This is a genomic window from Pectobacterium hainanensis (assembly GCF_046237015.1).
Classification (GTDB): Bacteria; Pseudomonadota; Gammaproteobacteria; order Enterobacterales; family Enterobacteriaceae; genus JBJYIN01.
This window is the reverse complement of sequence record NZ_JBJYIN010000016.1, coordinates 57605-69986: the sequence shown is the minus strand read 5'-3', so window position 1 is coordinate 69986 and position 12382 is coordinate 57605. Positions and strand designations below refer to the sequence as shown.

Here is a 12382-nt window from a genome sequence, read left to right as displayed (position 1 = left end):
GACATTACTCAAACAGTGTCATTTTAACAATAGGTAATTTTAATATTATTTAAAATCAATAAGATAATAATTGGCACAGTTTCTGCAATCTCTACAGCATATTTGATTAAACATGATTGAGGTTTCAGAATATGGCGATTCACGTTAAGAACAATATTCACTGGGTAGGTCAGCGCGATTGGGAAGTTCGGGATTTTCACGGCACAGAATACAAGACCCTAAAAGGGAGCAGCTATAACAGTTACCTGATCCGCGAAGAGAAGACCGTACTGATTGATACCGTCGATCATAAATTCAGCCGAGAGTTTGTTCAGAATCTGATGGCGGAAGTCGATCTAAATAGTATTGATTATATCGTGATCAATCACGCAGAAGAGGATCACGCTGGCGCACTGAGTGAATTGATGGCTCGCATTCCCAATACGCCGATCTATTGTACTCACAACGCCATTGACTCCATCACCGGTCACCACCATCACCCGGAATGGAACTTCCGCACGGTGAAAACGGGCGACACTCTCGACATCGGTAACGGCAAACAGCTGATTTTTATCGAAACCCCCATGTTGCACTGGCCAGACAGCATGATGACCTATATGACAGAAGACGCCGTTTTATTCAGCAATGACGCCTTTGGTCAACATTACTGCGATGAACACTTGTTTAATGACGAAGTAGATCAAACCGAACTGTTTGAGCAATGTCAGCGTTATTTTGCCAATATTCTGACGCCATTCAGTCGTCTGGTAACGGCCAAAATTCATGAAGTGCTGGGGTTTAATCTACCGCTTTCTATGGTCGCGACGTCCCATGGCGTCGTCTGGCGTGACGATCCCGCGCAAATTATTCACCTGTACCTGAAATGGGCCGACAGCTACCAGGAAGACCGTATCACATTGTTCTACGATACGATGTCCAACAATACCCGTATGATGGCCGATGCCATCGCACAGGGGATTAACGATGTCGATCCTGCCGTCGCGGTGAAGATCTACAACGTTTCTCGCCATGATAAAAATGAAATTCTGACACAGGTGTTCCGTTCCAAAGGCGTACTGGTTGGCTCATCCACCATGAATAACGTGATGATGCCGAAAGTGGCGGCCATGCTGGAAGAAATCACCGGATTACGTTTCCAAAATAAAAAAGCTTCCGCATTCGGCAGCTATGGTTGGAATGGCGGCGCTGTCGATCGCATACAGACTCGACTGATGGATGCGGGTTTTGAGACCACGCTGGCGCTAAAAACCAAATGGCGTCCAGATGGCTCGGCACTGGCGATTTGCCGTGAACACGGTCGTGAAATTGCTCGCCAATGGGCACTGCATCCGTTGAATGAGGCCCCCACTCGTCATCGTCAGGCTGCGACCGCGTCCACACAGCAGAGCGTGTCTGTCTCTCCGGTGGTTCAGACATCCCTCGAACCTGTATCCACAACAACAGAAACCGCCTGTGGATGCAGTGAAGTGGCAGCACCACAACAGAATGAAGGCACCTGTATGCAATGCAGCGTTTGCCAGTGGATTTACGATCCGGCTATCGGCGAACCGATGCAGGACGTCGCGCCCAATACCCCTTGGGAACAAGTACCAGACACGTTTCTCTGCCCTGAATGTGGCTTAGGGAAAGACGTGTTCAACCCGGTGAAATGAGGCGGCAACCATGAAAGATATCGTCATTATTGGTGCAGGATTCGCGGCTCGCCAACTTATCAGACAGTTGCGTAAGCTTGATGCGCACTGTCCGATCAAACTGATCACCGCCGATAGTGGCGATGACTATAACAAGCCGGATTTAAGCCATGTCATGAGCATGCAACAACGCGCTGACGATCTGACCAGAATGAGCGCCGCCGCGTTTGCGGAAGAGAATCGGATAACGCTACTGGCAAATACCTGCGTGACATCAGTTAATCGTTCTGCCCGACAGGTGCTGTGTGGCGCACAGCACCACGACTACCATAAGTTGGTTTTCGCGACAGGTGCCAGTGCCAGCATTCCGCCCATTCCCGGTCATGAATTAATGCTGACGCTTAATAGCCAGCAAGAATATCGGGACAATGAAAACCGGTTACAACAGGCTAATCGGGTGTTATTGCTAGGTGCTGGACTTATCGGCACCGAGCTGGCGATGGATTTTAGCCGCGCGGGTAAACAAGTGACATTGGTCGATTGTGCCAGCAGTATTTTGCCCACATTGATGCCACCAGAAGTTAGCGCTCGCTTGCAATACACGCTGACACAGCAAGGTATTTCACTGATGCTGAATACGTCATTACAGCAGCTTGAGCGTACTACCACGGGTGTACAGGCAACGTTTTCAGATAACCGTAGAATAAACATCGACGAAGTGATTTCTGCTGTCGGTTTACGAGCCAATACCCAGCTTGCCAGCGCGGCGGGAATAAACGTGCAAAAAGGTATCCAAACCGATGCGCAGCTATGCACCTCCGCTCCTCACATCTATGCATTAGGCGATTGCGCAGAAATAAATGGGAGATTGCTGCCTTTTCTTCAACCGATTCAACTCAGCGCGCTAACGCTCGCAAAAAACCTGCTTGGCGCCTCCGATAGTCTGACACTACCGCCGATGCTGGTTAAAATCAAAACGCCATTATTTCCTTTACAATTAGCGGGCAATACCCTGCTTGAAGGGCTACGCTGGCAACAGGAGTGGGATGAGCAAGGCATGGTTGCCCGAGCACTAGACGATCGGCAGAGATTACGGGCATTTGTGGTCGGTGGCGACCGCATGAAAGAGGCTTTTCCGTTACTCAGGCAGTTATAAAAATCGGGTTAAATGACTTGATCATTAAATAATGCATTTTAAATACACTTTTACTAGTCAGCCTGAACAACGATTTATAGAATACGAACATGACGTTTCCAGACCGAGGTGAAGATGCACGATCTCATTTGTTATAAAAAGATGCCGCAGTGGAATAGCCAAACATTACCCGCTGCGTTTCAAGAAAAACACAACACGGCTGAAGGCACCTGGGCCAAATTGACCGTACTGCGCGGTGAAATGACTTTTGCAATGCTGAGCGAAGAAGGCGACGTTCAGGAGACATTCTATTTTTCGGAGCAAAATCAGCCTCCCTTTGTCGCACCGCAGGCATGGCACCGTATTGTCTCTTTTTCTGACGATATCGAGTGTCAGTTAAGCTTTTTCTGTAAACCAGAGGATTTTTACCACAAAAAATACGGGTTAACGCGTACACATTCCGAAGTCATTGAGGCAATGCAGCATATCAATCCCGGTAAAACGCTGGATTTAGGTTGTGGTGGCGGACGTAATTCACTATATCTCAACCTGCGGGGGTTTGACGTTACAGCCTGTGATAAGAATGAACAGAGTATCGCCTCGCTGAATGACATCATTAGCAGTGAAGCCCTCACGAGGATTCGTGCGGGTGTCTATAATATCAATTTGGCTGAGATCAAAGAGCAATACGATTTCATTCTCTCAACCGTGGTGCTGATGTTTCTGGAGCGCGAACGCATCCCACATATTATTAAAAATATGCAGGAACGCACAAACAGCGGCGGTTACAACCTGATTATCGCGGCGATGTCGACCGAGGATTATCCATGCCCGATGCCGTTCTCTTTCACATTCAAAGAGAATGAACTGAAAAACTACTATGACGGTTGGGAAATTCTTAAATACAACGAAGATATCGGTCAGTTACATAAAACGGATGTTAACGGTAACCGTATTAAACTGCGCTTCGCCACGATGTTGGCGAGGAAAAAATAGAAACGCCATAACACGACAAAGGGGCGAAATATTCGCCCCTTTTTTCACGTCAGGAAAAACGCATCAAGCGGTTTTGTGTTCCGCTGCCCGACGATAAGCCACCAAATCCTCGATGGTCAACACGGTCATATTGTGTTGTCTGGCGAACGCCACCACTTCTGGTGCATGGGCCATAGAGCCATCATCGTTCGTCAATTCACACAATACACCCGCTGGTTTTAATCCTGCCAGCGTAGCCAGATCAACCGAAGCTTCAGTATGTCCGCCACGAGTTAACACGCCGCCAGGACGCGCACGTAGTGGGAAAACGTGCCCCGGATGATTCAGATCGCTCGGACGCGCGTCATCCGCAATCGCCGCACGGATCGTTGTAATACGATCGGCCGCAGAAACCCCCGTCGTTACGCCTTCTACCGCTTCAATGGAAATCGTAAAACCCGTCTGATAAGGGCTGGAGTTATGCTCTACCATCATGGGGAGCTCAAGTTGCTGGCGGCGTTCTTCGGTCAGACACAGACAAACAATGCCGCTACCATGGCGAATCGTCAGCGCCATTTGTTCCACGGTCATATTTTCGGCCGCAAAAATCAGGTCACCCTCATTTTCACGATCTTCGTCGTCCAACACTAATACACCACGACCTTGACGCAATGCGTCAAGCGCACGTTCGACACGTTCTGTAGGATTGCCAAATTCAGAAAGTAATGTCTGATTCATGGTAAAAAAACCTCAATGTATTTATGGATTACCAGAATCAGGGCGAGCTTGAGGAGTAACCATTACCACTGGTTGCATAGTAATAGTTAACAAAAATAACGCGAGCGGGCATTCATACCCGACAGATACCGTTACTCTCTCCCATCCGGACTTTAACCGTCGGCCCCGGAATTACACCGGATCTGCTGACCTCATGTTGAAATACCGTTTACCAGCAAATCAGACAATGAGCGCTCGCGGGCTTCCAATCCATATACGTGCGTACAACAACGTATACAACTGGTTTACCGCCGGTGGGGAATTACACCCCGCCCTGAGAATAAGCGAGGTAACTATAGCGCTAATGAAGTAGCAGAGCAATTGATTAGGAACAGGAAATGTGACGGTAAAACGACAATGCGATACAGCACAAAAATGATGTTTTAGTTTATCCAACACTCGACTAGCATTACACTTACCAACATGATCATCTGACATAACATTTCAGGAAAACGCCATGATTGACCCGAAGAAAATTGAGCAAATTGCCCGCCAAGTGCATGAGTCCATGCCAAAAGGTATCCGGGAATTGGGCGATGATATGGAGAAAAAAATCCGACAGGTGCTACAGGCCCAATTTACCCGGTTGGATCTCGTCAATCGCGAAGAGTTCGATATTCAAACTCAGGTATTGCTGCGCACTCGCGAAAAAATCGCTCAGTTGGAACAACGGTTGGGTGAACTAGAGGACAAATTGTCAGCCACCGCAGAAAAAAAGGCCGTTACACCGGATAACGACTAGCCGTGATTAAACGGTGCCACCATCTGGGATGGTACCGTTTAATAAAATACTAATGGGAGAGCAGTTCGGTTTTTCTGCGAGGCAAAAACGCCCACAACAGCGCCAACATCATCAACGCATACAGCGATTTCCAACCAATCATCACGAGCAGCCCACAGCACAACACGCAGCCTATTGAAGCCATGATTTTGGCTTGCCCTTTCAGTAAACGCCAACCCGCCAGCATACACAGCAGATAAACCAGCACAAAAATACCATTGGCATACACAATCAATGTCTCTAACGGTAGTCTCAACCAATAAATCAGCAGACTGCAAATCAGGCAACAGACCACCACAATCGATAAGGCATTCACCGGTGCCTGTCCAGCTGATAATTTCGCCAACGCACTCCCTTCCGGTGCCTGTGACCACACCAGTCGGGCAAAACCATGGGTATAGATATTTACGCTGGCGAAACAGGCCAGATAACCGACCATGCAGGCAATCCACAGTGCATGTTCACCAAACAACTGCACGACAACTCCCGGCAAAGAGGCCGTTGCCGCCATGCCCTCGCCATAGGCGTTAAAACGTAACACCGCGACGGTACAGCCCCAGTAAACTGCGCCAGCCATTAACATGCCAATCAGCAAAGCACGAGGAAAATCACGCTCCGGTGTCCGAAACTCCGTCGCCATATGGGCAAACGCTTCCAACCCGACAAAACACCAAAACATCACCGCTAATGCGCTAAAGGTATTCGACCATGACAGTTCGCTGATCGTCGGCCACGGAATATCCGCCGGTGCAATATCACCTTGCCACCAGATAGCGACCACCAGACCGACAACTAACAATGCAATCACAATTTGGATATTGGCACTCGACCCCGCGCTGCGTAACCCAAGCACCCAAATGCCCCCCAGCGTCAGAAGTTGAACCATCAGCAACCCCAGTTCACCCCAACCTAATGCCGCCTGCCAGAAACCTGCGGCGATTTGTAATGCGGCTGGCAACCCCAATGGGATAACAGAGAGGAACAACCAACTGGTCACACGAGCAAGCCGCGGGCCAAACGCCATATGAACAAAATGCGCGGCACCACCCGCATTAGGAAAATGTTGGCCTAATGCAGCAAACCCAATCGCGATAGGAAAAACAAACAGGATAAGTAACGGCCATGCCCACAAACTATCTTGCTGAGCCAGTTGAGCTGCCAAAGCCGGTACGGCAAATACGCCAGTGCCCAGTAATGATGTGGAAAGCAGCCCTATCCCTTGAATCACCCCAAGTTCCTGCTTTAATCCTTGCGCCTTACTCACCGATACTCACCTTAGTTTTGTTGTCCCCAAACGGACATTGTTTCTCGTCACCGCTTGATGCAGCAACGCTCGATTCACATCAGGGCATAACACAATTAAAAAAAAACCTCCGCGATTGGAGGCTTTCATTTATAGCTTCACCCTAATCTATCAGAGATTGGCTTTCAGTACATCGCGGATACGCGCTTTGTACGATTCAACTTTCTGTGGCGTCATCATCCGGCGTTCATCATCCAACACGACACCACCGACATCATCTGCGATGCGCTGCGCCGATTGCAGCATTAACTTAAAGTTTTGGCTGGCATCACCATAAGAGGGCACCATCATGAAGATGGAAACGCCTGGCGTGGAAAACTCAGACATATCATCGGGATCAAATGATCCCGGTTTAACCATATTCGCCAAACTGAACAGTACAGGGCCAGCGCCGGCCGGATTAACATGACGATGGAAAATGTTCATTTCGCCAAACTGGAAACCAGCCTGTAACACGCTTTGCAGCAGGAGTTCACCGCCAATAATACCACCGTGATGCGCCGCAACATGTAACACCAAAACCGCTTCTTTTGGTTGCACATGCTCGACAGGCTGTTCTTCCGTCGGTGAGGCTTCAACCACTGGCTGGGTGTGCGTTGCCGTCACGTCTTCATGCGGACGCTGAACGTCAGCAGGCGACGCGTCATTTGAGAAAATAGCAGGCTCCGCCCGTGACGCCACAGAAGGCGTTATCGACTCAGTTCGAACCTGAGGCGATGGTGCCTCATCCGGGGCAACCTCCCCCAACAAAGGGTCGTAGGGAGACGATGGCTGCAAGGACTGTTCGCTGAATGGAGAACGCGCTTCGGTACGGGAAGGCTCTTTGACATCATAGGCACCGAAAGAAGGCTCATCTTGCGAACGCGCATTTCTGACACGCACTTCACCCACGCCTTCATCAAGTTCTTCAAGCGGGGTTTCATCACGTGCTTTCTTTAGACGCTTAACCGGACGATCGCGAAAAAGGGACGAGCGCTCTTTACGACTCGTCCACAAGCCGTGCAGTAATAGCGCTATTATAGCGATCGCGCCAACAACGATTAATATCAGACGCAAATCCTGCATCATTGCTATCCCAGTTGTTCCAATACATTGCCGACACGGCAAATACTTATATCACTAACTCTATTTGCCTACGTACACAAGTGCAAGTCTGTGCGGTACATTCTGACAATAAAGATAGATACAACGCACTTTTTTGCTGTTTTTTCATCCAAATGCGGGCTGGTCAGCATAAAATCATCCCGATATGATGCATTCATCAACAAACGACTGAGAATAATCACAACATGCCTTATCCAAATTCCAAACAGACATCGCGCAGTGGAATACACTATTTTATCGAAGGATGGCGTCTGATTTCGCTACCGGGCATCCGGCGTTTCGTCATCCTACCATTACTGGTAAACATCGTGCTGATGGGTGGTGCCTTCTGGTGGTTATTCGTACGCCTCAATGACTGGATACCACAATTGATGTCTCATATTCCCAGTTGGCTTCAGTGGATGAGTTACCTTGTCTGGCCGCTGGTTGTATTATCGATCCTGCTGGTGTTCAGCTACCTGTTCAGTACGATTGCCAATTTTATTGCCGCGCCGTTTAACGGCCTATTAGCGGAACAATTAGAAGCTCGCCTAACCGGGCAAGCATTACCCGACAGCGGCATTCTCGGCATCGCTAAAGATATCCCACGGATCATGAAGCGTGAAATTCAGAAGCTGGCTTACTACCTACCACGCGCAGCCTTACTGCTTATTTTGTATTTCATTCCCGGCGTTGGACAAACCATTGCACCAGTCCTCTGGTTCCTGTTTAGCGCCTGGATGCTGTCGATCCAATACTGTGATTACCCTTTTGATAACCACAAGGTTAGCTTTCCTGCTATGCGTCAGGCGTTAAGACAGCATAAAATCGCTAATATGCAGTTTGGGGCACTGATTAGCCTATTTACCCTGGTTCCTTTCCTTAATCTGGTGATCATGCCTGTCGCCGTATGCGGAGCAACGGCGCTATGGGTGGAACGCTACCGGACATTATCGGCAATACAGCCCCAACAAAAGTGAGGGCTGGCACACTACGTGCCAGCTTGCTTACTGTAATGAAAAGATATTTCTTAAGAACATAACGATATAGCAATTCTTTACTTCACTGACGGCTGCGAACGAGTATTCTCTCTATGTTCGCAAAAATTTCATACAGTTATAAGGACAGGCTATGAGCAAGATCTACGAAGACAACTCTTTTACAATCGGCCATACGCCGCTGGTTCGTTTGAACCGTATCGGCAACGGACGCATTCTGGCCAAGGTTGAGTCCCGCAATCCTAGTTTTAGTGTCAAATGCCGTATCGGTTCCAATTTGATTTGGGATGCAGAAAAACGCGGTGTATTAAAACCAGGAATTGAGCTGGTTGAGCCAACCAGCGGTAACACCGGCATTGCACTCGCCTATGTCGCTGCGGCACGCGGTTACAAACTGACGCTGACTATGCCGGAAACCATGAGTATTGAGCGTCGTAAGTTGTTGAAAGCGCTTGGTGCAAAACTGGTTCTGACAGAAGGTGCCAAAGGCATGAAAGGTGCCATTGCCAAAGCGGAAGAGATTGTCGCCAGCGATCCAGAGCATTTCCTGCTGCTCCAGCAGTTCAGCAACCCGGCTAACCCGGAAATCCATGAAAAGACCACTGGCCCGGAAATCTGGGAAGACACTGACGGTGCCGTTGATGTGTTCATTTCAGGTGTCGGTACCGGCGGTACATTGACCGGCGTTAGCCGTTATATCAAAAACACCAAAGGCAAAGCGATCACCAGCGTCGCCGTCGAACCCGCTGATTCTCCTGTCATCACTCAGGCACTGGCTGGTGAAGAGCTCAAACCGGGCCCGCATAAGATCCAAGGTATCGGTGCTGGTTTCATCCCCGGCAACCTGGATCTCAAGCTGATTGACCGCGTAGAGAAAATCACTAACGAAGAAGCGATCAGCACAGCACGTCGTCTGATGGAAGAAGAAGGCATTCTGGCAGGTATTTCTTCTGGTGCAGCCGTTGCTGCGGCACTTAATCTTCTGAAAGATGCTGAATTTAAAGATAAAACCATCGTGGTTATCTTGCCATCATCTGGCGAACGCTACCTGAGCACCGCGCTTTTCGCTGACCTCTTCACCGAGCAGGAATTGCAGCAGTAATCATTTTTTTATCTGCGTCACAAAAAAGTAATTATTTTGTTAAAAAAGCACCTTTTTAGGTGCTTTTTTGTGGCGTAGTTCAAACTTTGTAATACATGAAGATTGCTTTTCTGATGCAGGTTTAGTATTTAACCGAACAATTATTTTGATGCGTAAAATTAATATCCATCAAACCATCACGTCCTATCGTTCATTGATCCCACGTTGACGCACGGTGAGTCACTCACTGTTTTTCGAGTTGGATTCCAACAATGGCGCGAGAACATCGTGATATTTGATGATATTTTATTCTGGAAACGCGGTTCATCGTTTCCTTGCCGCATCCCGGCCTGGCCCTGTAACATAAATCAGGTGCTAACCAAACAGGCTAAAGTTCAGTGGATAAACTAAACTTTAGTTCCACAACATTAATTTAATCCATAAGTTGGGGAAAACAGAATGTTCCAGCAAGAAGTCACTATTACCGCACCGAATGGCCTGCACACTCGTCCCGCTGCCCAGTTTGTTAAAGAAGCCAAAGGGTTTGCTTCAGAAATCACTGTCACGTCCAACGGCAAAAGCGCCAGTGCCAAGAGCCTGTTTAAACTACAGACTCTCGGCTTAACGCAGGGAACTGTCGTTACCATTGCTGCGGAAGGTGAAGATGAACAAAAAGCAGTGGAACATCTGGTTAAGCTGATGGCAGAGCTTGAGTAACAGGCAAGCCTTTTAAGTAAACATCAGAATTGAGTAAGGTAGGGTTATGATTTCAGGCATATTAGTATCACCGGGCATTGCTTTTGGTAAGGCGTTGTTACTGAAAGAAGATGAGATAATCATCAGCCGGAAAAAAATCTCTGCAGACCAGGTAGAGCAGGAAGTTGAGCGTTTCCTTACTGGCCGGGCGAAAGCATCCAAACAACTGGAAGCGATCAAAACCAAGGCTGGCGCCACACTGGGTGCAGAAAAAGAAGCCATCTTCGAAGGCCACATCATGTTGCTGGAAGATGAAGAGTTTGAGCAGGAAATCATAACCCTGATTAAGGATGAACACGCTTCAGCGGATGCTGCCGCATTTTCAGTGATTGAGAATCAGGCGAAAGCACTGGAAGAACTGGACGATGAGTATCTGAAAGAACGTGCAGCAGACATGCGCGATATCGGCAAACGTCTGCTAAAAAACATTCTGAACATGAACATTGTCGATCTGGGCGATATTCAAGATGAGGCGATTCTGGTCGCAACCGATCTGACGCCATCTGAAACCGCACAGTTGAATCTGGATAAAGTATTAGGTTTCATCACCGATCTCGGTGGTCGCACCTCTCATACTTCCATTATGGCCCGTTCATTGGAACTTCCCGCCATCGTGGGAACCACTGACGTCACCAAGCAGGTTAAAAACGGTGACTATCTGATTCTGGATGCCGTTAACAACAAGATTTATCAAAATCCGGCACCAGAAATCATTGAAGAACTCAAATTGGTTCAGCAGCAGTACCATTCTGAAAAATACGAACTTGCCAAACTGAAGGACTTACCGGCTATCACGCTGGACGGTCATCAGGTTGAAGTCTGCGCCAATATTGGTACGGTACGCGATGTCGTCGGTGCTGAGCGTAACGGTGCTGAAGGTGTCGGTCTGTACCGCACCGAGTTCCTGTTTATGGATCGTGATTCACTGCCTACCGAGGAAGAACAGTTCCAGGCTTACAAGGCCGTTGCTGAGGCGGTAGGCGCACAGGCCGTCATCGTGCGCACCATGGATATTGGTGGTGACAAAGATCTGCCCTATATGGATCTTCCGAAAGAAGAGAACCCCTTCCTTGGCTGGCGTGCCATTCGTATTTGTCTGGATCGTAAAGAGATCCTCCATGCACAACTGCGCGCCATCCTGCGCGCCTCCAGCTTTGGCAAATTACGAATCATGTTCCCGATGATCATTTCCGTAGAGGAAGTTCGTGAGCTCAAAGCTGAACTGGAAATGCTGAAGGCGCAATTAAGAGCAGAAAACAAATCTTTTGATGAGACCATCGAAGTCGGTGTAATGGTTGAAACGCCTGCGGCGGCTGCCATTGCCCACCACTTAGCGAAAGAAGTCGACTTTTTTAGTATTGGGACAAATGACTTAACCCAGTATACTCTGGCAGTTGATCGCGGCAATGAGCTGATTTCTCACCTCTATAACCCGATGTCTCCAGCAGTCCTCACCCTGATAAAACAGGTGATTGACGCCTCCCATGCCGCAGGTAAGTGGACGGGGATGTGTGGTGAGCTCGCTGGTGATGAACGTGCTACACTACTGTTATTGGGAATGGGTCTGGACGAATTCAGCATGAGTGCGATCTCTATCCCGAGCATCAAAAAAATTATCCGTAATGCTAATTACGAAGATGCGAAGGCGCTGGCGGAACAGGCTCTAGCCCAACCGACAGCACAAGAGTTGAGCAACTTAGTGAGCCGTTTCATCGAAGAAAAAACGCTCTGCTAATTCCGCTCTACCCGATAGATCTCAAGATACTGCCTGATAGTAAACGAACGCTCTGGCACTTAGCGCACAAGTGACCAGAGTGAGAAAGAAGCAATATGTGGTTGTAGCTTGAAGGATAAAGGGTAAC

General features: G+C 48.5%; 11 protein-coding genes and 1 riboswitch. Of the genes, 8 read left to right on the top strand and 3 right to left on the bottom strand.

Features of this window, described 5'->3' with window-relative positions:
* The first annotated feature begins 131 nt into the window (after positions 1-131).
* The 3 genes from norV (at position 132) to tehB (ending at position 3762) form a co-directional block, all read left to right on the top strand.
* The gene (norV, locus tag ACKPVM_RS15875) at positions 132-1652 is read left to right on the top strand and encodes an anaerobic nitric oxide reductase flavorubredoxin (RefSeq protein ID WP_409310528.1); all 1521 of its coding nucleotides are present in this window, start codon (positions 132-134) and stop codon (positions 1650-1652) included.
* Positions 1653-1662: 10 nt separating this feature from the next.
* A complete protein-coding gene (norW, locus tag ACKPVM_RS15870; protein WP_409310526.1) occupies positions 1663-2787 on the top strand; it encodes an NADH:flavorubredoxin reductase NorW in 1125 nt (374 codons plus the stop codon).
* Positions 2788-2901: 114 nt separating this feature from the next.
* A complete protein-coding gene (gene tehB / locus ACKPVM_RS15865; protein WP_409310524.1) occupies positions 2902-3762 on the top strand; it encodes an SAM-dependent methyltransferase TehB in 861 nt (286 codons plus the stop codon).
* A 63-nt stretch (positions 3763-3825) separates the two neighbouring features.
* Here the strand turns inward: tehB and ribB are convergent, their stop codons facing one another.
* Entirely contained in the window at positions 3826-4479 is a 654-nt protein-coding gene (gene ribB, locus ACKPVM_RS15860; protein WP_409310522.1) for a 3,4-dihydroxy-2-butanone-4-phosphate synthase, read from the bottom strand.
* Between the two features lie 129 nt (positions 4480-4608).
* Positions 4609-4804: riboswitch (FMN riboswitch) on the bottom strand.
* A 171-nt stretch (positions 4805-4975) separates the two neighbouring features.
* Here ribB and ubiK point away from each other — a divergent pair.
* On the top strand, positions 4976-5260 hold the full coding sequence (gene ubiK, locus ACKPVM_RS15855; protein ID WP_409310520.1) for a ubiquinone biosynthesis accessory factor UbiK: 285 nt from the start codon (positions 4976-4978) through the stop codon (positions 5258-5260).
* 49 nt (positions 5261-5309) lie between these two features.
* Here ubiK and yjeH read toward each other — a convergent pair whose 3' ends face one another.
* Positions 5310-6563 (bottom strand): L-methionine/branched-chain amino acid transporter, encoded by a 1254-nt coding sequence (yjeH, locus tag ACKPVM_RS15850; RefSeq protein ID WP_409310518.1) that lies wholly within the window; start codon positions 6561-6563, stop codon positions 5310-5312.
* A gap of 150 nt (positions 6564-6713) precedes the next feature.
* Positions 6714-7670 (bottom strand): cell division protein ZipA, encoded by a 957-nt coding sequence (gene zipA / locus ACKPVM_RS15845; RefSeq protein WP_409310517.1) that lies wholly within the window; start codon positions 7668-7670, stop codon positions 6714-6716.
* Positions 7671-7891: 221 nt separating this feature from the next.
* On the opposite strand from zipA, the gene cysZ reads away from it, so the two are divergent.
* The 4 genes from cysZ (at position 7892) to ptsI (ending at position 12255) form a co-directional block, all read left to right on the top strand.
* Complete coding sequence (cysZ, locus tag ACKPVM_RS15840; protein ID WP_409310516.1) at positions 7892-8665, top strand: sulfate transporter CysZ; 774 nt, start codon at positions 7892-7894, stop codon at positions 8663-8665.
* Positions 8666-8816: 151 nt separating this feature from the next.
* Positions 8817-9785, top strand: coding sequence for a cysteine synthase A (cysK, locus tag ACKPVM_RS15835; protein ID WP_409310514.1), 969 nt, complete (start codon positions 8817-8819; stop codon positions 9783-9785).
* 438 nt (positions 9786-10223) lie between these two features.
* Positions 10224-10481: a phosphocarrier protein Hpr gene (ptsH, locus tag ACKPVM_RS15830; protein WP_009114311.1), complete on the top strand. Its 258-nt coding sequence runs from the start codon at positions 10224-10226 to the stop codon at positions 10479-10481.
* A 46-nt stretch (positions 10482-10527) separates the two neighbouring features.
* Positions 10528-12255 carry a phosphoenolpyruvate-protein phosphotransferase PtsI gene (gene ptsI, locus ACKPVM_RS15825; protein ID WP_409310511.1) on the top strand — a complete coding sequence of 576 codons (1728 nt, stop codon included), beginning with the start codon at positions 10528-10530 and terminating at the stop codon, positions 12253-12255.
* Positions 12256-12382 lie beyond the last annotated feature (127 nt).

Bases quoted from the DNA above. Each gene is read 5' to 3' on its own strand.
- cysK (WP_409310514.1), top strand. From the start codon at position 8,817: ATGAGCAAGATCTACGAAGACAACTCTTTTACAATCGGCCATACGCCG.
- zipA (WP_409310517.1), bottom strand. From the start codon at position 7,670: ATGATGCAGGATTTGCGTCTGATATTAATCGTTGTTGGCGCGATCGCT.
- norW (WP_409310526.1), top strand. From the start codon at position 1,663: ATGAAAGATATCGTCATTATTGGTGCAGGATTCGCGGCTCGCCAACTT.
- ptsH (WP_009114311.1), top strand. From the start codon at position 10,224: ATGTTCCAGCAAGAAGTCACTATTACCGCACCGAATGGCCTGCACACT.
- ptsI (WP_409310511.1), top strand. From the start codon at position 10,528: ATGATTTCAGGCATATTAGTATCACCGGGCATTGCTTTTGGTAAGGCG.
- ribB (WP_409310522.1), bottom strand. From the start codon at position 4,479: ATGAATCAGACATTACTTTCTGAATTTGGCAATCCTACAGAACGTGTC.
- ubiK (WP_409310520.1), top strand. From the start codon at position 4,976: ATGATTGACCCGAAGAAAATTGAGCAAATTGCCCGCCAAGTGCATGAG.
- tehB (WP_409310524.1), top strand. From the start codon at position 2,902: ATGCACGATCTCATTTGTTATAAAAAGATGCCGCAGTGGAATAGCCAA.
- cysZ (WP_409310516.1), top strand. From the start codon at position 7,892: ATGCCTTATCCAAATTCCAAACAGACATCGCGCAGTGGAATACACTAT.
- norV (WP_409310528.1), top strand. From the start codon at position 132: ATGGCGATTCACGTTAAGAACAATATTCACTGGGTAGGTCAGCGCGAT.